Source organism: Streptomyces sp. NBC_01116, from assembly GCF_041435495.1.
GTDB lineage: Bacteria > Actinomycetota > Actinomycetes > Streptomycetales > Streptomycetaceae > Streptomyces.
Genome location: NZ_CP108644.1, coordinates 3,208,796 through 3,233,209, shown reverse-complemented (window position 1 = coordinate 3,233,209; position 24,414 = coordinate 3,208,796). Strand labels below are relative to the sequence as shown.

The window sequence follows — 24,414 nt, the reverse complement described above, 5'->3', positions numbered from 1 at the left end:
GGCTTGAGGTCGGACCTGCCCTGGCCGGACCAGATCAAAGGTCGGACCTGACTGGAGGCCGGACCGTACCGGGGCCGGACCGTGCCGGGGTCAGATCTAGATCTCCAGTCCCGCCTCGATCTTCTTCAGCTGATGGCGGGCCATCGCCAGGTTCGCCCGGCTCGCGTCCAGCACCAGGTACAGGAACAGGCCGTTGTTGCCACGGGTCTTGAGGAGCCGGATCAGGTGGTACTGGGTGCCGAGCGTGATCAGGATGTCCTCGATCTCGTCCTTGATGCCCAGGTGCTCCATGGTGCGGAGCTTGGCGCGGACCACGTCGGTGTTGCCCGCGGCGGCGACCTCCAGGTTGAAGTCCTTGCCGCCGCCGAGCGTGCCCAGGGCCATCCCGCTCGTGTAGTCGACGAGGGCGACGCCCGTGGCGCCCTCGATCGAGCTCATCGCTTCCTTCAGTGTCGCTTCGGTGTTCGCCATGGAGGCTCGTTTCCTTTCCCTGGCCGGTCGCGGTGACCGGGTCCGTTTCTGTGGTGGCTTCCGTTCGGGCCGGTGCGCGGGCTTCTGCGTGATGGCGTGAGTCCCGGTGGTGGTGACGGTGCGGGTGGGGGGATCGGGCCGCCTACGTGGGGCGTTGCGGCAGGGTGCGGCCGGGCGCGGTGGCGGGGCGCGGGGGTGCGGCGGTGGCGGGGCGCTCCGTGCGTCGCAGCGCGGCGTCGACGAGCTCGCCGATACGGGCGCCCGCGCGGCGGCCCTCCAGATGGAGGCGGCCGACGTTGATGCGGTCCTCGGCCAGCAGGGTCAGGACGGCGGAGGAGCCCGCGGCGTAGGTGGCGACGTAGCCGTTGCCGCCGCGGACCAGCAGTTCGCGGAAGCCGCCCCGGCCGGTGGCGTCGGTCATCCGGACGGAGACGCCGAGTGCTGCCGCGGTGAGGGCGGCGACGCCCTCCGCCTCGACGCCCGGGGTGTCGTGGGCCAGGACCAGCCCGTCGGTGGAGGCGGCGAGCGCCCCGGAGAGCAGCGGGACCCGGGCGCGTAACCGCTGGAGCTCGACGAGGACATCCCGCACTTCGGCCTCGGGCACCATCTGCTGTCTCCTCCCGGCACGCTGTCTGAGCGCGCGTATCACAGGGCCTCCAATGCGTCTCGGAGCCGGCGCAGCAGGGCGATGTCGGGGTCGGCCGTCACCTCGGGGAGCGTGATCCGGCCGGACGCCGACGAGGCCGGCAGGGGCTGGGCGCGGACCGCCTCCACCAGGCCGGCCGCCGCCAGCCGCCGCAGGTCGACCAGGATGTGGAACGCCGAACGGCCCAGCGCCTGCGCGATGTCCGAGGCCGTACGGACCCCGTCGGCCAGCTCCAAGAGCCGGCGCTGCCGGGCCGGGACCGGGGCGTCGGACGGATGCGCCGACGTCCGCAGCAGTGGCGCGCCGTCGCAGGCGGGGTCGGGCCAGATCCGGTCCAGGAACTCCCGTCTGCGCAGCGTCTCGCGCTCCACGGCGGCCACCGGGACCGGCCGCACCGGACCGATCCAGTGCGCCACCCCGTAGCGGAAACGGGCGGGCGTCCCGGTCGGGGCGAGCGCGAAGAACGCGGCGTCGTACAGTGCGCCGAGATGGCACAACTCCAGTGCGCCGCCCGGCACATGACCGCCGTCGACGAGATAGCGGCCGACCCGGCGGTGCGCCCCGGCCTGCGCCACGGCGTCCCACCAGCCCTCGTGCCGCAGGGTGCCGCCCGCGGTGAGCAGGACGTCGATGCCGGGGGTGGCGGGGCTCTCGGCGTGCACCACCTGGCCGTCGGCGAGGTAGAGCGTGCCCCGGTCGCGCATCAGGGCGCCGGTGGCGCGCTCGGCGGCGAGGCGCTGGAGCATCGGGGAGAGCACCGGGAGCCGGTCCGTGCCGGGGGCGTCGGGGTCGGCGGCTATCGCGCTCATGCCAGCACCAGGCGCTCGGCCAGCTCGCCGAGCCGCATCCGGGCGAGCGCGAGATTGCCCTCGGCGCGGTCCAGCCACAGATGCAGGAAGACGCTGCTGTCGAAGTCCGTCTCGACGAACCGGAGCATGTGGTATCCGTCGAGGGTGGTGACGATGACGTCCTCGACGGGGGTGCTCGGCGCCTGTCCGGGATGCTGTGCGCCGCCGTCCGGGGCGAGGTGGGCGAAGGCCGGCTGCTCGGCGGTCATCCGGGCGACCTCCGCCGTCTCGGCGGCGGTCGCCTCGTGGTCGCCGTTGGGGGATTCCCCGATGGTGCCGAGGGCGAGACCGCTCGTCCAGTCGACCACCGAGGCCCCCCGGGCACCGGGCAGCCTCATGACTTCGAGCAGGCACTCGTCGATTCCGGGCATGCGGATCTCCCCTCCCGACGTGGCGTACGGCTGTAACGCAGAGGCTACGCATCGTGCTCACGGCAGGTGGAGGTTCCGGCATTTTCCTTTGGTACATGCGGCCCGCGGTGTAAAGGAGCGGCCGGAACCCGGCGGCGGGCCCCGGGCGCCGACCCGTCAGGCGCCCTGGGCGCCCGACTTCTCGCGGGCCGTCATCACCGCCTTGTTGACCACCCACAGCCCGATCCCGATCAGCAGCAGGACCCCGGCCCGGACGTACACGTCGGAGCCCCGGTCGGCGAGCGGGCTCGCCAGGATCAGCGAGGTGATCGCGCCGAGCACCGGAAGCGCCGTGGGCGTACGGAAGTGGCGGTGGTCCACCCGGTCCTTGCGGAGCACCAGCACGGCGATGTTGACGACGGCGAACACGCAGAGCAGCAGGAACGAGGTGGTGTCGCCGAGCCCCTCGATCTCGCCGGTGGAGACCAGGCCGATGGCCAGGAGGGAGACGAAGACGATCCCGACCCAGGGGGTGCGGCGGCCGGCCAGCACCTTGCCCATCGCGGGCGGCAGGATGCGCTCGTTGGCCATGCCGTAACAGAGCCGCGAGGCCATCATGATGTTGATCAGCGCCGAGTTGGTGACGGCGAACAGGGCGATCAGCGCGAAGAGTTTCGGCGGGAAATCGACGCCCCCGGCCTTCACCACCTCCAGCAGCGGGCCGCTGGAGCCCGCCAGGGTGCGGGAGTCGACCAAGAGCGAGGAGACCAGGGCGACCAGGACGTAGACGGTGCCGGTGATGCCCACCCCGATGAAGATCGCGCGGGGGAAGGCGCGGCCGGGGTTCTTGGTCTCCTCGGCCATGTTCACCGAGTCCTCGAAGCCGACGAAGGCGAAGAAGCCCAGCGCGGTGGCGCCGAGCACCCCGGTGACCAGGGCGTACCCGGTGCCGCCGGTCTCGATCTGGGTCAGCCGGGAGGGGGCGCCGTCGCCGCTGAACACTGCGTACGCGCCGATCGCGAGGATCACCGCGAGTCCGCTGACCTCCACGAGGGTCAGGACGACGTTCGCCTTCACCGACTCGGCGACCCCGCGGAGGTTGATCGCGGCGAGGGCGAGCACGAACAGGATCGCGATCAGGGTCGGCGGCACCGCGTCGGTGAACTCCCCCAGATAGTCGCCGCTGAACGCCCGCGCCGCCGCGCCGGCCGAGGAGAGGCCCGAGCACATGACCATGAAGGCGACGACGAAGGTCAGGAACGGGATCTTGAACGCCTTCTGGGTGTAGAGCGCGGCCCCGGCCGCCTTCGGGTACTTGCCGACGAGTTCCACGTACGAGGCCGCCGTCAGCAGGGCGACGGCGAAACCGATCGCGAACGGCAGCCACAGCGCGCCGCCGACCTTGCCCGCCACGTTCCCGGTGGTCGCGTAGATGCCGGTGCCCAGGATGTCGCCGACGACGAAGAGGATCAGCAGCTTGGTGCCGAGGGCGCGCTTGAGCGGCGGCGATCCTCCGGGATTCTCCTGGGCGCCGTGGCCCCCGGGTTCCGTCGGCGCGGGTGTGCCGGCCGTGCTCATGAATGCCTCCGGTTCGTCCTGCGCGTGGCTGCGGGGCGTCCTGGCAGAACCTGTTCCCGGCCGCGGTGCGAACCGCACCTGTTGACTACGACTATTCAGAGCATCAGGATGTGAATAGATTTTCACCGTCGCGAGGAGGCACCGCCATGTCAGGACCCCGCCCCGTACGGGCACCGCGCGGCAGCGCACTGACCGCCCTGGGATGGCAGCAGGAAGCCGCCCTGCGGATGCTGCAGAACAACCTCGATCCCGAGGTCGCCGAGCACCCCGACAAGCTCGTCGTCTACGGCGGCACCGGGAAGGCCGCCCGCGACTGGCGCTCGTTCGACGCGATGGTCCGCACCCTGCAGACGCTCAAGCAGGACGAGACGATGCTCGTCCAGTCCGGGCGGCCGGTCGGCGTCATGCAGACCCACGAGTGGGCGCCGCGCGTGCTCATCGCCAACTCCAACCTGGTCGGTGACTGGGCCAACTGGGAGGAGTTCCGCCGCCTGGAGGCGCTCGGACTCACCATGTACGGCCAGATGACCGCCGGGTCCTGGATCTACATCGGCACCCAGGGCATCCTCCAGGGCACCTACGAGACCTTCGCCGCCGTCGCCGCGAAGAAGTTCGGCGGGACGCTGGCCGGGACGATCACCCTGACCGCCGGACTCGGCGGCATGGGCGGCGCCCAGCCGCTCGCCGTGACCATGAACGACGGCGTCGCCATCTGTATCGACTGCGACCCGCGCGCCATCGAGCGCCGGATCGAGCACCGCTTCCTGGACGTGCGGGCCGACAACCTGGAGCACGCCCTCCAGCTCGCCGTCGAGGCCCGTGACGCCCGCCGCCCGCTCTCCATCGGCCTCCTCGGCAACGCCGCCGAACTGCTGCCCCGGATGCTCGCCGAGAGCGCGCCCATCGACATCGTCACCGACCAGACCAGCGCCCACGACCCGCTGGCCTACCTGCCGCTCGGCGTCGACTTCGACGACATGGCCGACCTCGCCGCCGACAAGCCCGCCGACTTCACCCGGCGCGCCCGCGAGTCGATGGCCCGCCACGTCGAGGCCATGGTCGGCTTCATGGACGCCGGTGCCGAGGTCTTCGACTACGGCAACTCCATCCGCGGCGAGGCCCAGCTCGCCGGGTACGACCGCGCCTTCGACTTCCCCGGCTTCGTCCCCGCCTACATCCGCCCCCTCTTCTGCGAGGGCAAGGGCCCCTTCCGCTGGGCCGCGCTCTCCGGCGAGGCGTCCGACATCCACAAGACCGACCAGGCGATGCTGGAGCTGTTCCCGGAGAACGAGTCGCTGCACCGCTGGATCAGGATGGCCGGCGAGCGCGTCCACTTCCAGGGCCTGCCCGCCCGCATCTGCTGGCTCGGCTACGGCGAGCGCGACAAGGCCGGCGAGCGCTTCAACGACATGGTCGCGAGCGGCGAACTGGCCGCCCCGCTGGCCATCGGCCGCGACCACCTGGACTGCGGCTCGGTCGCCTCCCCGTACCGCGAGACCGAGGCCATGCTCGACGGCTCCGACGCCATCGCCGACTGGCCGCTGCTCAACGCCATGGTCAACGTCGCCTCCGGCGCCTCCTGGGTCTCCCTCCACCACGGCGGCGGCGTCGGCATGGGCCGCTCCATCCACGCGGGCCAGGTCTCCGTCGCGGACGGCACGAAGCTCGCGGGCGAGAAGATCCGCCGCGTGCTGACGAACGACCCGGGCATGGGCGTCATCCGCCACGTGGACGCCGGCTACGACATCGCCGAGAACGTCGCCGCCGACCAGGGCGTACGCGTCCCCATGACGGAGGGCAACTGATGCCGTCCGGCACACCCGGGACCACCCCCGGCAGGTCCGGGACCACTCCCGGTACGCCCGGGACCACCCCCGGCAGGCCCGGGGGCGAGCCCGTCGCCTCTCCCGGCGCCCGGGAGCGGTGGCGCGCGGGCGACTCCTTCCTCTCGATGTGGCGGGAGCTGGCCCCCGTCGGGCGCCACGCCGACAGCGGCGGCTACCGGCGCTACGCCTGGTCACCGGCGGACCTCGACTGCCGGGCCTGGTTCCGCGCACAGGCCGAGGCGCGCGGTCTCGCGTACGAGACCGACCGGAACGGCAACCAGTGGGCCTGGCTCGGCGACCCCCTGGCCGGGGACGCCGTCGTCACCGGGTCCCACCTGGACTCCGTCCCGGACGGCGGCGCCTTCGACGGCCCGCTCGGCGTGGTGTCCTCCTTCGCCGCGCTCGATGAACTCCACCGCAGGGGAGTGGAGTTCACCCGGCCGCTGGCGATCACCAACTTCGGTGACGAGGAGGGCGCCCGCTTCGGCCTGGCCTGCGTCGGGTCCCGGCTCGCCGCCGGACAGCTCGCCGTCGCCGACGCCCACCGGCTGCGCGACGGGGACGGGACCACCCTGCCCGCCGCCATGGAAGCCGCCGGATACGACCCCGGGACCATCGGACCCGATCCGGAACGCCTCGCCCGGATCGGCGCGTTCGTCGAACTCCACGTCGAGCAGGGCCGCGCCCTCGACCTGACCGGCGACCCCGTCGGCATCGCCTCCGCCATCTGGCCGCACGGCCGCTGGCGGTTCGACTTCCGGGGCGAGGCCAACCACGCGGGCACCACCCGCCTCGCCGACCGCCGCGACCCGATGCTCACGTACGCCGAGACCGTCCTCGCAGCCCGCCGCGAAGCCGAACTGACCGGCGCGCTCGCCACCTTCGGCAAGATCGCGGTCGAGCCCAACGGCGTCAACGCCATCCCCTCCCTCGTCCGCGGCTGGCTCGACTCCCGCGCCGCCGACCAGGCCACCCTGGACGCCGTCGTCACCGGAATCGAGCGGGCCGCCAGGGAGTACGCCGAGCGGGCCGGGATCGACCTCGACGTCGTCCGCGAGTCGTTCACGCCCGTCGTCGCGTTCGAGCACGCCCTGCGCGACGAGCTCGGCAAGATCCTGGAGACGAGCGGCGACACGGGGCGTCCCCTGCCCGTCCTCGGCACCGGCGCGGGCCACGATGCGGGTATTTTGTCCGCCTCGGCGCCCACCGCCATGCTCTTCGTACGCAACCCCACCGGCATCTCGCACTCACCCGCCGAGCACGCCACCGAGGACGACTGCACGGCCGGGGTCGGGGCGCTCGCCGACGTACTGGAAGGTCTCGCGTGCAGCTGACACAGCGGACGACGGGCGCACCCGTCACCGCGACCTACTGGATGGACCACGCCTGGCTCGGCACCCACGTCGAGCCGGGCGTCACCCTGGACGTCGCGGACGGCCGCGTCGCCGGAATCAGGACCGGGGTCGAGACACCGCCTCCCGGCGCGACAGCGCTGCGCGGTCTGACCGTCCCCGGCCTCGCCAACACCCACTCCCACGCCTTCCACCGGGCCCTGCGCGCCACCGTCCAGGTCGGCTCGGGCACCTTCTGGACCTGGCGCGAGCTGATGTACCGGACGGCCTCCCGGCTCACCCCGGACACCTACTTCGACTTGGCCCGCGCCACGTACGCCGAGATGGCCCTGGCCGGGATCACCGCCGTCGGCGAATTCCACTATCTCCACCACGCCCCCGGCGGCACCCCGTACGCCAACCCGAACGCCATGGGCGAAGCGCTGATCGCGGCCGCCGCCGAGGCCGGGATCCGGATCACCCTGCTGGACACCGCCTATCTCGCCGCCGGATTCGGCGAGAAGCCCACCCGGCACCAGCTGCGCTTCTCCGACACCACCGCCGAGGCCTGGGCGGAGCGCGCCTCCCTCCTCAAGGGCGACGACCACACCCTCATCGGCGCGGCCGTCCACTCCGTCCGGGCGGTCCCGGCCGGACAGCTGGCCACCGTCGCGCGGTGGGCGGAGGAGCGGAACGCCCCGCTCCACGTCCACCTCTCCGAGCAGACCGCGGAGAACGACGCCTGCCAGGCCGCCCACGGCCGCACCCCCACCCGGCTGCTGGCCGACCACGGGGTCCTCGGCCCGCGCACCACCGGCATCCACAACACGCACCTGACCGAGGCGGACATCGAGCTGCTCGGCTCCTCGGCCACCGGCACCTGCATGTGCCCCACCACCGAACGCGACCTGGCCGACGGCATCGGCCCCGCCGCCGCCCTCCAGAAGGAGGGCTCGCCGCTCTCGCTGGGCAGCGACAGCCACGCCGTGATCGACCTCTTCGAGGAGGCGCGCGCGATGGAGCTCAACGAGCGGCTGCGCACCCACATCCGGGGCCACTGGACGGCCGCCGCCCTGCTCCGGGCCGCCTCCGCCGACGGGCACGCCGCACTCGGCCGCCCCGACGCGGGCGTGCTGGAGCCGGGAGCGCCCGCCGATCTGACCACCGTCGCCCTGGACTCCGTCAGGACGGCCGGACCGGTGCCCCGACTGGCAGCGGAGACCGCCGTATTCGCCGCCTCCGCCGCTGATGTGCGGCACACGGTCGTGGCAGGCCGGCACATCGTCCGGGACGGCCGTCACACCCGGATCGAGGACGTGCCCCGGGCGCTCGCCGAGGCCGTGGCCGCCCTGCACCACTGACCCCGGACCCGCCCGAGCTCCCGGACAAACCCGAGACCCCGGACCGGATCCCGCCCGAAGCCACGGACCGGACCCCGCCCGCAGAACCGGACCCCCCGGAACGCAAGGAGAACACTCTCCAGATGACGACCACCGCCGTCACCCACATCGCCAGCCTGGTCACCAATGACCCCTCCCTCGGCAACGGGACCCCCCTGGGCCTGATCCAGGACGCGGCCGTCGTCATCGACGGCGACCGCATCGTCTGGACCGGTGAATCCAGCAAAGCACCCGCCACTGACAACGTCCTCGACGCGGCCGGCCGCGCGGTGATCCCGGGCTTCGTCGACTCCCACTCCCACCTGGTCTTCGCGGGCGACCGCACCCAGGAGTTCAACGCCCGCATGTCCGGGCAGCCCTACCGCGCCGGCGGCATCCGCACCACCGTCGCCGCCACCCGTGCCGCCTCCGACGAGGAGCTCTCCGCCAACGTCGCCCGCTACCTCGCCGAGGCCCTGCGCCAGGGCACCACCACCTTCGAGACCAAGTCCGGCTACGGTCTCACCGTCGAGGACGAGGCCCGCGCCCTGCGCGTCGCGGCCCGCCACACCGACGAGGTCACCTACCTCGGCGCCCACATCGTGTCCCCCGACTACGCCGACGACCCCGCCGGGTACGTCGACCTGGTCACCGGGCCGATGCTGGAGGCCTGCGCCCCGCACGCCCGCTGGATCGACGTGTTCTGCGAGCAGGGCGCCTTCGACGGCGACCAGGCCCGCGCCATCCTCACGGCGGGCCGCGCCAAGGGCCTGCACCCCCGGATCCACGCCAACCAGCTGACGTACGGCCCCGGCGTCCAGCTCGCCGTCGAGCTCGACGCGGCCTCGGCCGACCACTGCACCCACCTCACCGACGCGGACGTCGACGCCCTCGGCCAGGGCGACACGGTGGCCACGCTGCTCCCGGGTGCGGAGTTCTCCACCCGCGCCACCTGGCCCGACGCCCGCCGCCTCCTCGACGCGGGGGCCACCGTCGCGCTCTCCACGGACTGCAACCCCGGCTCGTCGTTCACCTCGTCCGTGCCGTTCTGCGTCGCGCTGGCCGTGCGCGACATGGGGATGACCCCGGACGAGGCGATCTGGTCGGCCACCGCGGGCGGGGCCGCCGCTCTGCGCCGTACGGACATCGGACGGATCACCCCCGGCGCCCGCGCCGACCTGGTCCTCCTCGACGCCCCGAGCCACGTCCACCTCGCCTACCGCCCGGGCGTCCCGCTGGTCAGCGCGGTCTGGCGGAGCGGGCAGCGGGTGGTGTGACGGGCGGGTCAGCGGGTCGGAGCCGGGGCCCAGTCGGCCTCCGCCCATTCGTACTCGTCGAAGCCGTCGGGGAGTTTCCCGCACCCCGCGTAGGCGCTGACGACGTACGTTTCCGTCTCCCGGGACCAGTGCCCGTCCACGAGGTCCTCGTTGTCCGGGTTCCGGAAGCGGAAGCCGGGCCTGTCGACGTGGGTCTCGACGCGGGTCCAGCCCTCGCGTTCCAGCCGTGTGCGCGTACGGTGCAGGCCGGACCGGGCCACGTCCTCCGGGACCCCCGTCACCCGCCAGTCGAGGTCGAAACTCCCGACGTCGGGGCGGCCCCGGTCGATATGGGCCACGCTCCGCAGTCCTCGGTAGGAGCAGGCGCCCGTCTCCACGCGGACGGCACCCACCTCGGGTCTGCCGGGCAACGCGGCCTCGTCGTAAGCGCGTTGGGCCAGACCCTTGAGCCGGACGGCGACGCGGTCGGGGTCGGTCCTCGGATACGGCGTCCCGTTCCACAGCCAGGCGAGGGCAGTGACCACCACCACCGCGACGAGCGCCGCGCGGAGGGCGACGAGGGCGCGGGCGGCGCGGGGCCCGGGAGGCAGCGGACGGCGGAGGAGACGCCTACGGGGGGCCGTGCGGTACCAGGGGCGGGGCCGGGGACGGAGCCGGGGCCGGGGCGCGTTCATGATCGAACGCTATGAGCCGACGGTCACCGGACGCCTCCGGTGGCGTACTCAGAGTGGATGAGTAGCCGATCCGGCGCCGGCGCACCCCCCACACGCGGAAGGACCCGCTCCCGGCATCCGGGGCGGGTCCTTCCGCGGTGCAGCTCGAACGTCCCGTGGAGCCCCGTGGCGGGACCCGGTGAGCCCCGTAGCGGGGGCCCGTGGAGTCCCTTGGCGGGACAGTGGGCCGCGTCGGGGTCACTCCTCCAGGGTCAGACCCTTGCGGAGCTTGGCCAGCGTCCTGGAGAGCAGCCGGGACACGTGCATCTGCGAGATGTTCAGCTCCTCGCCGATCTCCGACTGCGTCATGTTGCTGACGAAGCGGAGCGAGAGGATCATCCGGTCCCTGGACGGCAGCGCGGCGATCAGCGGCTTCAGCGACTCCACGTACTCGATGCCTTCGAGACCGTGGTCCTCGTAGCCGATGCGGTCCGCGAGGGCGCCCTCGCTGTCGTCCTCCTCGGGCTTGGCGTCCAGCGAGCTCGCGGTGTACGCGTTGCTCGCGGACATGCCCTCGACGACCTCTTCCGGGGTGATGCCGAGGCGCTCGGCCAGCTCCGCCACGGTGGGCGCGCGGTCCAGCTGCTGGGACAGCTCGTCGCCGGCCTTCGCCAGGTCGAGCCGCAGCTCCTGGAGCCGGCGCGGCACGCGCACGGACCAGCTGGTGTCACGGAAGAAGCGCTTGATCTCGCCGACGATCGTCGGCATCGCGAACGTGGGGAACTCCACGCCGCGGCTCAGCTCGAACCGGTCGATCGCCTTGATCAGGCCGATGGTGCCGACCTGGACGATGTCCTCCATCGGCTCGCTGCGGGAGCGGAACCGGGAGGCGGCGAACTTGACGAGCGCGAGGTTGAGCTCGACGAGGGTGTTGCGGACGTAGCTGTACTCGCGGGTGCCCTCTTCGAGGCACTCCAGCCGCTCGAAGAGCGTCTTCGACAGGGCCCTGGCGTCCAGAGCGCCCACTTCGGCGTAGGGCGGGATCTCGGGAAGTCCTTCGAGTCCCTCGCCGGCCGCGCCGGAGAAGTCTGAGGTGGTGCTGGTGATGCTGGTGCGCGGGCCGGGAACGGCGCTCGCGGCGGGGGAGTCGGAATCGGTCGGTCCCTGAGGACATGCCGACGGCGCGTTGTGGGTACGCGCTTCGTCGAGCCGGGGTGACATGGGGTCTCCTCCATCGTTCTCGGCATATGGCTGCCGATGCCCATACGTGTTCCTGCGGTGAAGCGGCGCCTCCAAAGCCGGTCGTGTTTCGGGTGTTCCTCTACCCATACCCGGTCCTGGCCAGCAGTGACAAGCGCCAATTGCTGCCATATGTCCGGTTTGTTGAGGTCTCCGGCTACCGCGTGGCGAACGAAACGCGTATGTTTAGGCACGTCGGCGGTAGCTATGCATACAGCCGCACAGGCAGTGACGCGCACAGTGACGAACGGCGAAGAGGGACAGGCATGGACCGCGGGACGGTCGGCAGTGCTAACCGGGGTCGACTTCAGGTCGAGGCCCGGACCGAGGGGCGCAGCGAGGTCGTGACGCCGGTGGGTGAGCTCGATCATCACACCGCCGATCTACTGCGCGAGCCCCTGGAGAGCGCGGTCGAGCAGGGGCGGTCACGCCTGGTGGTCGACTGCTCTCGGCTGGATTTCTGCGATTCCACCGGGCTGAACGTCCTGCTCGGCGCCCGCCTCAAGGCGGAGGCGGTCGGCGGAGGGGTTCATCTCGCCGGAATGCTGCCCGTCGTGGCGAGGGTGTTCGAGATCACCGGCGCGGAGGCGGTCTTCACCGTCCACGCCACGCTCGAAGAGGCTCTGGCCACCTGAACCGGCGCGAGCGTGCGACCGTGGACATCCCCGATGTCGGCCGCGTCACGCGATCGTGTGCCTCAAGTGGGTGTTGTTGCGGCACGGCAGGGCAGGAGACACCCCGGCGGCGCCCCGCAAGGGCTCCGGCACATTCGGTAACTGATCATTATCTGTTGAACGGCGACATGGCGACATGGCGAATCGGTGAGGTGAAGCGCTGATGAGCACCACCCGGCAGCATCCGCCGGGCGACCTCGGTCGCGAGCCGGACGGAGCGGGCGCAGCCTCGACCGTCCCGGCCGAGCGGCAGTGGCGCACGCTCTCACTCGGACAGGCCAGCGGCATTGTTCCGACGGCTCGTGATTTCGCCAGGCAGGCGCTGCACGAGTGGGGCTGGCTCCCCGCGTCCACCGCGGACCGCAGGGCCGCCGCCGAGGACGTCCTGCTGGTCGTCTCCGAGCTGGTGACCAACGCCTGCCTGCACGCGGAGGGCCCCGAAGAGCTTCGGATCGGACACACGCCCAAGGTGCTGAGGGTGGAGGTCGTCGACCGGGGGGCCGGTCAGCCCGCACCCCGTACGCCGCACCGCGCCGGCCGGCCCGGTGGGCACGGCATGTTCATCGTGCAGCGCCTCTGCCTGGACTGGGGCGTCCTGCGCACTCCGGACGCGCCCGGCAAGACCGTCTGGGCGGAGCTGGCCGCACCCGCTTAGGGCGTGTCGCGCCGCGCCCCGCCCGCACTCCTCACCCGTACACCCCACCGGTATGCCTCGGGCATGCCTCTTGCCCGCGCCGACCAGGGCGCGTCACCAGCACCGACACGAGTGCGTCACCCGCACCGACAAGAGCGCGCCGGATCGGCGCGCTCTTTGTCTTCCCTCCATCAGGCCCCGGGCGTACCTTGAGCGCCAAATCTGATGTGCCGTCAGTAATGCGCGCCCGTAGGCATCGTGGCGCGCGGCGGCGTCCGGCATGAGGGGAGCACGAGGTGTCGAACCAGAAGCGGACAACTCTCGCGCTGGCGGCTGCGCTGGCGGGCTCGATCGTGGTGGCGGGCGCGCCCGCCGCGCACGCCGAGGTCGTGGACGTCAACTACCAGTGCGTGACGCCCATCGGGCCCAAAGGGGCGGTCTCGCCCATCGACATCAAGGGCGTCAAGAGCGGCGCCGGCTACAAGCTCACCATGTCCTTCCAGAAGGGCGTCTCCTCCAGCCCGGTCGAGCTGGGCAAAGGGGCCATGAACCCGAGCGCCGTGATCGAACTGGGCGGCGCGGAGCAGGGGAAGGTCCAGGTCACCGGACCGGCGAACAGCGAGGCGATTCCGGCCAACACCCCGATCAGGATCAGCGACCTGTCGGGGACGTACACCCCGAAGAAGAGCGGCAAGGTCACCTTCACGGCCGGGGTCCTCACCATCAAGGCCCTCGGTACGACCACCACGTGTACGCCGAAGAACAGCCCCGGTCCCTCCCTCGAACTCGACGTCCAGGGGGCGGGCGGTACATCGGACGGCGGCTCCTCCGACGGCGGTTCCACGGGCGGCGCGTCCACCGGCGGTTCGACCGGCGGCGCCTCGGGAGGCGGTGAGCTGCCGCGTACCGGCCCGCTGGACTCGGCGGCGGCCCTCGGCACGCTCGGCGGCACCGTGCTGCTGAGCGGGGCGGCCGGAGTGCTCTGGCTGACCCGGCGTGGACAGCGCGCCACGGGCTGAGACCGGCACAGCTCGGCGCAGCGACGCCGCCGGAAGGCAGAGGAGCCGCCCATGTCGCCATCCACCCCGCGCCTCCGCCGGGCGCTGCTCGACCTCACGGCGGTGCTCGCCGCGCTGCTGTGCGCGCTCACCCCGCTCCCGGCCGCCGCGGACGGCCCGGCCGACACCGCCGCCCCGGCCGCCGCGGACGGCCCGGCCGACACCGCCGCCCCGGCCGCCGCGAACGGCCCGGCGGGCTGGACGGCCCGGCCCGCCGGCTCGGGCGCCGACCGGGACGCCCGGCCGTACGTCTATCTGGAGGGCACCCCCGGCACGGCGCTCCAGGACCGTCTCGCGGTGACCAACTCCGGCCGAGCCCCGCTGACCGTACGGCTACGGGGCGACGGCCGGGCCGGGGCCTGGATCGGGTTCGCCGCGGACACCGTCACCGTCCCGGCCCGGACCCGCGCCGAGGTGCCGCTCGCCCTCACGGTGCCGCCCGACGCGGTGCCCGGCGACGCTTCCGGAGAGGTCGTGGCCGACGACGGGGACGAGGAGGTCCGCGTCCCGGTCCGGGTCCGGATCGGCGGCCCGACGCTGGCGGCGCTCACCGTCGAGGACGTCGGGATATCCGGCGGGACCATTCGGTACGCCCTGGTCAACCGGGGCAACGCGATGCTGGAGCCCCGGCTCGCGGTGCGCGCCGACGGGATGTTCGGCACGCTGCTGGACCGCCCGGAACGGCCCCTGCCGCTGGAGCTGGCCCCCGGCCGGCGGGTGGAGCGGACCGAACCCTGGCCCGACGCCCCGGCCCTGGACGCGGTCACCGTACGGCTGCGGGTCACCGCCGCGGGGGGCGCCCGGGACGAGGCCGCGGCCTCGGCGACGTACGTGCCGGTGACCCCGGCCGTCGGCGGCGGGCTGCTGCTCCTGGGCGGCCTGGCCCTGCTCGGCTCCGGCGCGTACCGGCGGCGGCGCACGCGGCGGGGCGACCCGGAACCGCCGGGCGCGGAGTCGGCGGACGACAGGCAATCGACCACAGAGAGGAGGCCCTGGGTGAAGGCGGGACTCCTGGTGAAAGCAGGACCCCTGGCGAGGAAGGGGCCCCTGGTGAAGGCGGGATCCCGGGTGACGACGGGACCCTTGGCGGAGACGGGAGCGGAATCGTGAAGCGGCAGACCGGCCTCCGAGCCTCCCGGCGCACCGCGTCGCCCGCCCCCCTCCCGTCGCCCGCCACCCTCCCGTTGCTGGCCGTCCTCCTGGCCTTCCTGGTCCTCCTGCCCGCCCTGTCCGTTCTGACCGCGCCGGGCGCACGTGCGGCCGAGGGCGATCCCACCGTCAGCCTGTCCAAGAAGGAGGCGGGCAAGGGCGGAGAGATCACCGTCAGCGGCAGCGGCTGGCGCGCGGAGGCGTTGCTGATGCTGCTGATCTGCGGTCAGTCCACGCCGGAGCGGGGCGTGATCGGCGGCACCAACGCCTGCGCCAACGCCGACGGCCGCGCCGTCACGACCGACAAGAAGGGCGCCTTCAGCAAGAAGCTGCCGGTCACCGAACCGCCGAAGCCGTGCCCCTGCGTGGTGCACGTCGCCACGGTGACCGGCGAACAGGCGCTGGCCAACGCGGTGTTCACGGTGGCGGGGCATCCCGTCGAGGAGCTGCCGAAGCAGACCGGCGGCGGAAAGCTCGCGGTGCTCGCCACCACACGGCTGGAGGGCGACAGCTCCCTGCTCACCTGGTTCGGGGCCCCGCCCGCCCGCCGGCTCGTCTTCACCGTGGGCAATCTCGGGTCCGCGCCGGTCGAGGACCCGGTCTTCGAGATCGGCACCGCGCACGGCGTCTACGCCCCGCAGTGGGAGGAGCGCCAGTGGCGCGGCACGGTCGCCCCCGGCGCCAAGGCGCAGATCGAACTGCCGGTCGAACTGTCGGCGGGCGCGCACGGCGACTACCAGGTGTCCCTGCGGTACGGGAAGAAGGTGCTGGCCGAACAGCCGTGGGGGGTCGGCCGCCCCTGGGGCGTCACGCTCTTCTGGGTCCTGCTCTGCCTGGTCGTCCCGGCGGCCGTCTTCCGTATCGGCATGGCGGTCGTGGACAGGATCCGGCCGCGCCCCGCCGGCTCGCACCGTACGCCGGCCACGCGACGGAGGCCCCGGCGGCGCCGGCGCGCGGGCACGAGCGCCGGCCAGGACGCGACCACGGCCACGGGCGCGACGACCGGATCGGCCAGGAACGCGACCACGAACGCGGCGACGAACGAGGCCGCGACCACCAGCGCGACCACGGCCGTGCTGCCGTGGTTCACCCCGGATTCCGCACCGTCAGAGAACCGACCCCGACCCACGACGAAGGGACAAGCGTGAGCACGCAACGGAGGATGAGCGCGGCCGGAGTCGCGCTGATGCTCGGCGGCGCGGGCATCCTGATGGCCGCGAGTCCGGCCCAGGCCGCCGAGGTCAGTTACGCGACGGAGTGCGTTCCGCCGCCGATCTCGGGACTGCCCGCGGTGCAGGGCACCACGAAGGTGGAGCTGACCGCACCGGCCGAGGCGAAGGTGGGCGACGAGATCGAGGTCGTCTGGAAGACGGTCGCGGCCGCGTCCAAGAACCCGGACGTGCTGGACCTGGGAGCGGACACGGTCAAGCCGACCGGGACCATCACCCTGGGCGGTGCGGCGAGCGGCGAGCTGAAGCTGGAGGGCCCGCGGCAGAATCCGCCGATCCCCAAGAACAGTCCCATGGTGCTGCCCGACATGAAGGGCACGCTGAAGCTGGAGGCCGCGGGGGAGATCACCCTGACGCCGGGCGCGTACAACATCAACGTGTCCAAGCCGATCTCCACGGACACCAAGTGCGCGCCGAAGGAGGAGGTGGAGGCGGGCGCCACGATCAAGGTCACCGCGGGCGGCGGCTCCACCACGGGCGGCACGACCTCCGGCGGCGCCGACGCCGGAGGCACCACGTCCGGAGGCACCACGTCCGGAGGCACCACGTCCGGCGGGACCACCTCCGGAGGAACCACCTCCGGCGGCACGGACTCCGGCGGCACGACGTCGGGCGGCACGGACACCGGGGGCGCCGCGTCCGGCGGCAGTACCGGCGGCGGGGGCGGGGAGACCGACTTCCCCGGCAAGGAGGTGTCCGTCGCCTACGCCTGCAAGACCCCGATCGGGGACAAGGACGCCACCTCGCCGGTCAGGATCAGCGCCAGGAAGAGCGGCGGCGACTACGACCTGACGGTGGAGTTCAGCAAGCCCGTGATGGACAGCCCGATCGACATCCCGGCGGGCCAGGTGAAGCCGTCCATGGACGTCAGGCTCGGCGGGGCGGACAAGGGCACGGTCAAGGTCGAGGGGCCGGTGAACAAGGAGGTCATCAAGACCGGCGCCCCGATCGAGATCCCCGATCTCACCGGCACGTACAAGCCCGGCGCGAGCGGCAGGACCACGCTCAGCCCCGGCGTCCTGACGGTGATGGCCGCCGGTACGACGACCACCTGCACCCCGCCCGCGGGTGTGGCCGTCTCCCTGGAGCTGGACACCTCCGCCCAGCCGGGCGGTGCGTCCGGAGGCAGCGGGAGCGGCGGTTCGGCGGACTCCGGCGGAGCCGCGGCCTCCGGAGGCGGCACGGACTCCGGCGGCGGCACGGACTCCGGCGGCGGCCTGGCCGCGACCGGGGCCGAGGACGACGGTGCGCTGAGGGCGCTCGGCCTGGTCGCCGGCACGGCGATCCTGCTGGGCGGCGCGGTGTTCACGTTCACCCCGTGGCGGAGGCTGCGCGGCACCCGCTGAGCCGCTCCCTGCACGGAGCGCCGAGGTCGGGACCGGGCAGCCGTCGGGACCACGCAGCCGTCCCGACCGCCGAACCGAACGACAGCGGGTCCGCACGAGGTGATCGTGCGGACCCGCTGTCGTGTGCCGGGCGTGATCGGGGCAGCTACTTGACGTTGCCCATGAGAGCGCGGATCTTGCGACCCGCCACGATGAAGGAGATGCCCGCCGCGACGGCCACGACCGCCTGCAACGTGTAGTACGCGGCATCGCCCAGTGGGGCGTTGAGCTTCGTGGTCCAGCCGTTCAGCGCGTTGCCCGTCGACGTGGCCAGGAACCACAGGCCCATGATCTGGCCCATGAACATCTTCGGCGCCAGCTTCGTGGACAGCGACAGCCCGACCGGGGAGAGGCACATCTCACCCATGGTCTGCGCCAGGTAGACGGCGAGCAGCCAGAAGACGGTGACCTTGCCGGTCTCGCTGTTCGCCGCGGCCGCGCCCGCCAGGCCCATGATGCCGAAGGAGCCGCCTATGAGGAGCATCGCCAGCGCGAACTTCATCGGGGTGCTGGGCTCACGGTTGCGCGTGGCCAGCTTGACCCAGACCGCGGCGAAGATCGGGGCCAGGATGATGACCAGCGCGGGGTTGACCGACTGCAGCCAGGAGGCGGGGAACTCCCAGCCGCCGATGAAACGGTCCGTCTTGTTGTCGGCGAAGATCGTCAGCAGCGAGCCGGACTGGTCGTAGATCATCCAGAAGAGCACGGCCGTGATGAAGAACCACACGTACGCCTTGATCTTCGGCCGGTCCTCCTTGGTGAGCGCCGGGTCCCGGAAGATCGTGACGAAGTAGACGATCGGCACGACGACGCCCAGCACGGCCAGGACGTTGACGATGTGCTCGATGTCGTACGTGCCCAGCGCCAGGTCGATCAGCAGCGCGGCGACGGCGACGCCGGACCAGAGGCCCACCTTGCGCAGCATCCGCGTCCGCTCCTCGGGGGAGGCGGGCTTCGCGGGCAGCTTGCCGATGTCGCCGAGGTGCTTGGAGCCGAGCGCGTACTGGATGACCGCGAAGGTCATGCCGACACCGGCGACACCGAAGCCGAGGTGCCAGCTGATGTTCTCGCCGAGGTAGCCGACCAGCAGCGGAGCGGCGAAGCCACCGAGGTTGATCGCCATGTAGAAGAGGGTGAAACCGGCGTCCCTGCGGGCGCTGGACTGGTCCTCGTAGAGCGCGCCCACCATCGCCGAGATGTTCGGCTTCAGCAGACCCGTACCGACCGCGATCAGCGCGAGGCCGAAGAAGAACGTGATGTCGCTCGGCAGCGCGAGCGCGAAGTGGCCGAGCGCGATGATGATCCCGCCGACCAGCACGGCCTTGCGGGCGCCCCAGAGGCGGTCGGCGACCCAGCCGCCGGGCATCGCGGCCATGTAGACGACGGCGTTGTAGACACCGTAGATGGAGGCGGCGAGCGCCTCCCGGCCCTCCAGGGGGCCGTCGAGCACGGCGGCCACCAAGTACAGGGTGAGGATGGCGCGCATCCCGTAGAAGGAGAAGCGTTCCCACATCTCCGTCATGAACAGGGTGGCCATACCGCGGGGGTGGCCGAAGAAGGTCTTCTCGCCGGAACTGGGCGAGTCCTTCGTCAGGCTGGACGCCATGGTCGATCCTTGCTGGTCGGGACGCGACGCCTCGTGGGCTGTACGCGCCCGGTGGGGGGCAGCCGGCACCGGCGCGGCGTACCCCGTCCCCACACCTGAGGGGGGACGTGCTCCGTGCGGCCGGGCTCCTGACGGAGACCCGGCGGCGGAGCGGGGAAGAACCGCGTCGGGATCCACACCCGTCGCACGTCATCGCGCTCCGGGCCCGGCTCACAGGTCATTCACTCGAAGAGCCGGCGGGAACCGGCCCCGCACACAGAAGGGACCCTTGGCGCTCGTGGCTGCCCAAAGGTCCTTGAGTGGTGCAACAGGCGTTGGGACACCATACGACACGACACAGCGGGATATGAAAGGACTTGAGACATGGATCACAGGTCCTGGTGGAACCACGCTCCCACATTCAAAGGTCCTGGTCCGTTTTGTGGCGCTGACCCGCAGGTGGCGTCGTGGGCCTCACTCCGGGCGTCCTGACCGGACTACCATCAGTCCATGACCCGTGTACTGCTCGCCGAGGACGACGCATCCATCTCGGAGCCACTGGCCCGCGCACTGCGTCGGGAGGGTTACGAGGTCGAGGTCCGCCAGGACGGTCCGACCGCGCTGGACGCCGGACTCCAGGGCGGCATCGACCTGGTCGTCCTCGACCTGGGGCTGCCCGGGATGGACGGTCTCGAAGTCGCCCGCAGGCTCCGGGCCGGCGGGCACACCATCCCGATCCTGGTGCTGACGGCCCGCGCCGACGAGGTCGACACGGTGGTCGGTCTGGACGCGGGCGCCGACGACTACGTCACCAAGCCGTTCCGGCTCGCCGAGCTGCTCGCCCGGGTCCGCGCGCTGCTGCGCCGCGGAGCCTCCGAGCCCGTCGCGCAGCCCGCCACCCACGGGGTCAGGATCGACGTCGAGTCGCACCGGGCCTGGATGGGCGAGGAGGAACTCCAGCTCACGGCAAAGGAGTTCGACCTGCTGCGGGTCCTGGTCAGGGACGCCGGCCGGGTCGTCACCCGCGACCAGCTGATGCGTGAGGTCTGGGACACCACCTGGTGGTCCTCCACCAAGACCCTCGACATGCACATCTCCTGGCTGCGCAAGAAGCTCGGCGACGACGCCGCCAATCCGCGGTACATCGCCACCGTGCGGGGCGTCGGCTTCCGGTTCGAGAAGAGCTGACGTACGAAACCCCCATGCATCCTGAAGACCGCTCCGGTGACCGCTCCGGTGACCGCCCCGCCGCGGGCCGCCACCACCGTCCCGTCGACGTGACGAGGCGGGCATGCGCCGTCGGCTGATCAACTCCACGCTCGCCGTGGTGCTCGTCGTCATCGCCGTCTTCGGCGTCTCGCTGGTGATCGTCGAGACGCGGACCATCAGCGCCAGCGCCCAGGAGAGCGTCGAGTCCGAGGCGCTCCGGCTGATCAGCGTGGTCGACAGCCGCCTGCTGGGCGCGGAGCGGATCAACCCCGGGGTGCTGGCCGAGCAGATCGACCCCAAGCGGTACGCGCTGGTCGAGATCCCCGGCCGCGAGCCCATCGCCGTCGGCGAACGCCCCGTCGGCAGCGTCCTGCGCGCCGTCGAGACCGGGGACCAGGGCGAGAAGGTCACCGTCGAGGAGTCCCGCTCGGCCGTCACCCGCGAGGTCGGGCGCACCCTCCTGATCATCGGCGCTGTGGCGCTGCTGGCGATCGTCTCGGCCGTGCTGCTCGCCGTACGCCAGGCGAACCGGCTCACCTCGCCGCTCACCGACCTCGCCGAGACCGCCGAACGCCTCGGCTCCGGGGACCCCCGCCCGCGCCACAAGCGGTACGGGGTGCCCGAGCTGGACCGGGTCGCCGACGTCCTGGACTCCTCGGCCGAGCGGATCGCCCGGATGCTGACCGCCGAACGCCGGCTCGCCGCCGACGCCTCGCACCAGCTGCGGACCCCGCTGACCGCGCTCTCCATGCGGATCGAGGAGATCTCCGTCACCGACGACCCCGAGACGGTGAAGGAGGAGGCGAACATCGCCCTCACCCAGGTCGAGCGCCTCACCGACGTCGTCCAGCGGCTCCTGACGAACTCCCGCGACCCGCGCACCGGCTCCGCCGTCGTCTTCGACCTCGACGAGATCGTCAAGCAGCAGATCGAGGAGTGGCGCCCCGCCTACCGCAGCGCCGGCCGCGCACTGGTCTGCTCCGGCAAGCACGGGCTGAAGGCCGTCGGCACCCCGGGCGCGGTCGCCCAGGTCCTGGCGGCGCTGATCGAGAACTCCCTCATGCACGGCGGCGGCACCGTCGCCCTGCGCACCCGGGTCACCGGCAACCAGGCGGTCATCGAGGTCACCGACGAGGGCCCCGGCGTCCCCGCCGAACTGGGCGCGCGGATCTTCGAGCGGACCATCAGCGGCCGCAACTCCACCGGCATCGGCCTGGCCGTCGCCCGCGATCTCGCGGAGGCGGACGGCGGCCGGCTGGAGCTGCTCCAGCAGCATCCGGCGGTCTTCGCGCTCTTCCTCAGTCGGGTCCCGCTCGACCGCAAGGCTCCTGAGCGCCCGGTGCGCTGAACAACGACGGGCGCGGCGGGGCGGTTCCCGTACGGGTGTCGCGGACCGGTCGCGGTACGGGTGTCGCCGACCGGTTCCCGTACGGGCGTGGCGGATCAGCTCCGCACGGGTGCCGCGGGCAGTTCCGTACGGGCGTGCCGGATCAGTTCCGTACGGGGTCGGGCGCTACCCGCTCTTCCGGCGTCGGCCCCCGCTGCTCCAGAAACCGTTCCGCGCTCAGCACGGCCTCCTTGGCGGGCAGGGTCTTGAAGACCCAGGTCCGGTAGGACCAGAAGCGGAACAGGGTGGCGACCCCGATGCCGACGATCTTGAAGACATTGCTCTGGACCGGGGTGTTCCAGCCGAAGCCGTACGTCGCCAGGTACAGCACGCCCGTCTCGATCACCGCGCCCGCCGCGCTGAACAGCAGGAAGAGGGCCAGCTCACGGGTCCGGCCGGTCTTGTCGCGGTCCCGGTAGGTCCAGTAGCGGAAGCCCACGTAGTTGAAGAGGATCGCGACGAACGTCGCCACCACGCTCGCCCGGACCACCTGGAGGTCCGTCGTGTGCCGCAGGAGGTTGAAGACCGCGATGTTGACCAGCAGGCCGAAAGCGCCGACCGCGCCGAACTTGGCGACCTCCCGGGCCAGCAGCTCAAGCCGGGTCCGCAGTGCGCCCCGTTCGCTCATGGTGATCGCTGGTCCCGTCCGTCGGAAGGCGTCTGGAAGACGTGTCGACGCAAGCACGTCAACTCCGCCATGCTAACCAGCCCACCCGTGTGACGCCCGTGAGTCCGCAGGGGTCGTGGCCGCACGGCATCCGTAAGGCCGTCCGGGAAGCACCGGCGTGGCGGATATCCTGGAGACGTGACGTTCCCGGTAGTCGGCATGGTCGGCGGCGGTCAGCTCGCCCGCATGACCCACGAGGCGGGTATCCCCCTCGGCCTGAAATTCAAGCTGCTCAGTGACACTCCCCAGGACTCGGCGGCCCAGGTGGTGAGCGAGGTCGTCATCGGCGACTATCGCGACCTGGACACGCTGCGCGCCTTCGCGCGCGGCTGCGACGTGATCACCTTCGATCACGAGCACGTGCCGACCGAGCATCTGCGGGCCCTGGAGGCGGACGGCATCCCCGTGCGCCCCGGCCCCGACGCCCTGGTGCACGCCCAGGACAAGGGGGTGATGCGTGCCAAGCTCCTGGAGATCGGCGCACCCTGCCCCCGCCACCGCATCGTCAGCGACCCGGCCGACGCCGCCGCGTTCGCCGAGGAGGCCGGGGGCTTCCCCGTCATCCTCAAGACCGTGCGCGGCGGCTACGACGGCAAGGGCGTGTGGGTGGTCCGCTCCGAGGCGGACGCCGCCGACCCGTTCCGCGCCGGGGTCCCGGTCCTCGCCGAGGAGAAGGTCGACTTCGTACGGGAGCTGGCGGCGAACATCGTCCGCTCGCCGCACGGCCAGGCCGTCGCCTACCCGGTCGTCGAGTCCATCCAGGTGGACGGCGTCTGCGACACGGTGATCGCCCCCGCCCCCGAGCTGGACGAGACGCTGGCCGGCGAGGCCCAGCGGCTCGCGCTGCGCATCGCCGACGAGCTGGGCGTCGTCGGACACCTCGCGGTGGAGCTGTTCGAGACCCGCGGACCCGACGGGAAGCCCGGCATCCTGGTCAACGAGCTGGCGATGCGCCCGCACAACTCGGGCCACTGGACCATGGACGGCGCGATCACCTCCCAGTTCGCCAACCACGTGCGGGCGGTCCTCGACCTCCCGCTCGGCGACCCGCGCCCGCGCGCGCCCTGGACGGTCATGTGCAACGTCCTGGGCGGCGACTACCCGGACATGTACCAGGCGTATCTGCACTGCATGGCCCGCGACCCGCAGCTCAAGATCCACATGTACGGCAAGGACGTGAAGCCGGGCCGCAAGGTCGGACACGTCAACACCTACGGCGATGACCTGGCGGACGTGCGGGAGCGCGCCCGGCACGCGGCCGACTACCTGCGAGGAACGATCACCGAATGACTTCCCCCGGCACCGGATCCCCCGCCGCCCCTCTCGTCGGCATCGTCATGGGCTCGGACTCCGACTGGCCCGTCATGGAGGCCGCCGCCAAGGCGCTCGACGAGTTCGAGATCCCCTACGAGGTCGACGTCGTCTCCGCCCACCGCATGGCGCGCGAGATGATCGCCTACGGCGACGCGGCCGCGGGCCGGGGCCTCAAGGTGATCGTCGCGGGCGCGGGCGGCGCCGCCGCACTGCCCGGCATGCTGGCCTCGGTCACCCCGCTGCCGGTCATCGGCGTGCCGGTGCCGCTGAAGTACCTGGACGGCATGGACAGCCTGCTCTCCATCGTCCAGATGCCGGCCGGGGTCCCCGTCGCCACCGTCTCGGTCGGCGGCGCGCGCAACGCGGGCCTGCTGGCCGCGCGGATCCTCGCCGCCTCCGACCCCGCGCTCCAGGAGCGGATGCAGGAGTTCCTGCAGGAGCTGAACGACCAGGCCACCGAGAAGGGCAAACGTCTGCGCGCCAAGGTCCAGGGCGCGGACTCCTTCGGCTTCGGAAAGTAGGGAC

General features: G+C 72.1%; 23 protein-coding genes. 14 read left to right on the top strand and 9 right to left on the bottom strand.

Annotation, left to right across the window (positions count from 1 at the left end; translation table 11 throughout):
• Positions 1-96: 96 nt before the first annotated feature.
• From OG245_RS14020 to OG245_RS14000, 5 genes are all read right to left on the bottom strand, one after another.
• Entirely contained in the window at positions 97-471 is a 375-nt protein-coding gene (locus tag OG245_RS14020) for a hypothetical protein (protein WP_351045807.1), read from the bottom strand.
• A 142-nt stretch (positions 472-613) separates the two neighbouring features.
• Complete coding sequence (locus OG245_RS14015) at positions 614-1,078, bottom strand: roadblock/LC7 domain-containing protein (protein WP_371623852.1); 465 nt, start codon at positions 1,076-1,078, stop codon at positions 614-616.
• A gap of 38 nt (positions 1,079-1,116) precedes the next feature.
• Positions 1,117-1,926 carry a winged helix-turn-helix domain-containing protein gene (locus OG245_RS14010; protein WP_371623851.1) on the bottom strand — a complete coding sequence of 270 codons (810 nt, stop codon included), beginning with the start codon at positions 1,924-1,926 and terminating at the stop codon, positions 1,117-1,119.
• On the bottom strand, positions 1,923-2,336 hold the full coding sequence (locus tag OG245_RS14005; protein WP_371623850.1) for a hypothetical protein: 414 nt from the start codon (positions 2,334-2,336) through the stop codon (positions 1,923-1,925). Before OG245_RS14005 ends, OG245_RS14010 begins: the two co-directional genes overlap by 4 nt.
• 156 nt (positions 2,337-2,492) lie before the next feature.
• Entirely contained in the window at positions 2,493-3,893 is a 1,401-nt protein-coding gene (locus OG245_RS14000; RefSeq protein WP_371623849.1) for an APC family permease, read from the bottom strand.
• 146 nt (positions 3,894-4,039) lie between these two features.
• Between OG245_RS14000 and hutU the strand changes: the two genes are divergently transcribed.
• From hutU to hutI, 4 genes are all read left to right on the top strand, one after another.
• Complete coding sequence (gene hutU / locus OG245_RS13995) at positions 4,040-5,698, top strand: urocanate hydratase (RefSeq protein WP_371623848.1); 1,659 nt, start codon at positions 4,040-4,042, stop codon at positions 5,696-5,698.
• The gene (locus OG245_RS13990; RefSeq protein ID WP_371623847.1) at positions 5,698-7,053 is read left to right on the top strand and encodes an allantoate amidohydrolase; all 1,356 of its coding nucleotides are present in this window, start codon (positions 5,698-5,700) and stop codon (positions 7,051-7,053) included. Before hutU ends, OG245_RS13990 begins: the two co-directional genes overlap by 1 nt.
• Positions 7,044-8,411: a formimidoylglutamate deiminase gene (locus OG245_RS13985; RefSeq protein ID WP_371623846.1), complete on the top strand. Its 1,368-nt coding sequence runs from the start codon at positions 7,044-7,046 to the stop codon at positions 8,409-8,411. Before OG245_RS13990 ends, OG245_RS13985 begins: the two co-directional genes overlap by 10 nt.
• Positions 8,412-8,533: 122 nt before the next feature.
• A complete protein-coding gene (hutI, locus tag OG245_RS13980; RefSeq protein WP_371623845.1) occupies positions 8,534-9,706 on the top strand; it encodes an imidazolonepropionase in 1,173 nt (390 codons plus the stop codon).
• Between the two features lie 8 nt (positions 9,707-9,714).
• Here hutI and OG245_RS13975 read toward each other — a convergent pair whose 3' ends face one another.
• Together OG245_RS13975 and OG245_RS13970 are read right to left on the bottom strand one after the other, a co-directional pair.
• The gene (locus OG245_RS13975; protein WP_371623844.1) at positions 9,715-10,380 is read right to left on the bottom strand and encodes a hypothetical protein; all 666 of its coding nucleotides are present in this window, start codon (positions 10,378-10,380) and stop codon (positions 9,715-9,717) included.
• A gap of 237 nt (positions 10,381-10,617) precedes the next feature.
• Entirely contained in the window at positions 10,618-11,580 is a 963-nt protein-coding gene (locus OG245_RS13970; RefSeq protein ID WP_371623843.1) for an RNA polymerase sigma factor SigF, read from the bottom strand.
• A gap of 284 nt (positions 11,581-11,864) precedes the next feature.
• Here OG245_RS13970 and OG245_RS13965 point away from each other — a divergent pair, with 284 nt between their 5' ends.
• The 6 genes from OG245_RS13965 to OG245_RS13940 all read left to right on the top strand — a co-directional run bounded on the left by OG245_RS13965 (position 11,865) and on the right by OG245_RS13940 (position 17,688).
• A complete protein-coding gene (locus OG245_RS13965; protein ID WP_003968692.1) occupies positions 11,865-12,233 on the top strand; it encodes an STAS domain-containing protein in 369 nt (122 codons plus the stop codon).
• A 202-nt stretch (positions 12,234-12,435) separates the two neighbouring features.
• Entirely contained in the window at positions 12,436-12,927 is a 492-nt protein-coding gene (locus tag OG245_RS13960; RefSeq protein WP_371623842.1) for an ATP-binding protein, read from the top strand.
• A 275-nt stretch (positions 12,928-13,202) separates the two neighbouring features.
• Positions 13,203-13,925: a peptidase gene (locus tag OG245_RS13955; RefSeq protein ID WP_371623841.1), complete on the top strand. Its 723-nt coding sequence runs from the start codon at positions 13,203-13,205 to the stop codon at positions 13,923-13,925.
• A 51-nt stretch (positions 13,926-13,976) separates the two neighbouring features.
• Positions 13,977-15,074, top strand: coding sequence for a hypothetical protein (locus OG245_RS13950; protein WP_371623840.1), 1,098 nt, complete (start codon positions 13,977-13,979; stop codon positions 15,072-15,074).
• Positions 15,071-16,261, top strand: coding sequence for a hypothetical protein (locus tag OG245_RS13945; RefSeq protein ID WP_371623839.1), 1,191 nt, complete (start codon positions 15,071-15,073; stop codon positions 16,259-16,261). Before OG245_RS13950 ends, OG245_RS13945 begins: the two co-directional genes overlap by 4 nt.
• Positions 16,262-16,275: 14 nt before the next feature.
• Complete coding sequence (locus tag OG245_RS13940) at positions 16,276-17,688, top strand: hypothetical protein (protein WP_371627881.1); 1,413 nt, start codon at positions 16,276-16,278, stop codon at positions 17,686-17,688.
• A gap of 145 nt (positions 17,689-17,833) precedes the next feature.
• On the opposite strand, the gene OG245_RS13935 is transcribed toward OG245_RS13940, so the two are convergent.
• Positions 17,834-19,333, bottom strand: a complete 1,500-nt coding sequence (locus OG245_RS13935) for a peptide MFS transporter (protein WP_371623838.1) — start codon at positions 19,331-19,333, stop codon at positions 17,834-17,836.
• A gap of 489 nt (positions 19,334-19,822) precedes the next feature.
• Between OG245_RS13935 and OG245_RS13930 the strand changes: the two genes are divergently transcribed.
• On the top strand, positions 19,823-20,500 hold the full coding sequence (locus OG245_RS13930; RefSeq protein WP_012380631.1) for a response regulator transcription factor: 678 nt from the start codon (positions 19,823-19,825) through the stop codon (positions 20,498-20,500).
• A gap of 103 nt (positions 20,501-20,603) precedes the next feature.
• The gene (locus OG245_RS13925) at positions 20,604-21,869 is read left to right on the top strand and encodes an ATP-binding protein (protein WP_371623837.1); all 1,266 of its coding nucleotides are present in this window, start codon (positions 20,604-20,606) and stop codon (positions 21,867-21,869) included.
• 142 nt (positions 21,870-22,011) lie between these two features.
• Here OG245_RS13925 and OG245_RS13920 read toward each other — a convergent pair whose 3' ends face one another.
• Positions 22,012-22,536: a GtrA family protein gene (locus OG245_RS13920; protein WP_371623836.1), complete on the bottom strand. Its 525-nt coding sequence runs from the start codon at positions 22,534-22,536 to the stop codon at positions 22,012-22,014.
• Positions 22,537-22,713: 177 nt separating this feature from the next.
• On the opposite strand from OG245_RS13920, the gene OG245_RS13915 reads away from it, so the two are divergent.
• Together OG245_RS13915 and purE are read left to right on the top strand one after the other, a co-directional pair.
• The gene (locus OG245_RS13915; RefSeq protein ID WP_371623835.1) at positions 22,714-23,865 is read left to right on the top strand and encodes a 5-(carboxyamino)imidazole ribonucleotide synthase; all 1,152 of its coding nucleotides are present in this window, start codon (positions 22,714-22,716) and stop codon (positions 23,863-23,865) included.
• A complete protein-coding gene (gene purE / locus OG245_RS13910) occupies positions 23,862-24,410 on the top strand; it encodes a 5-(carboxyamino)imidazole ribonucleotide mutase (RefSeq protein ID WP_371623834.1) in 549 nt (182 codons plus the stop codon). Before OG245_RS13915 ends, purE begins: the two co-directional genes overlap by 4 nt.
• Positions 24,411-24,414 lie beyond the last annotated feature (4 nt).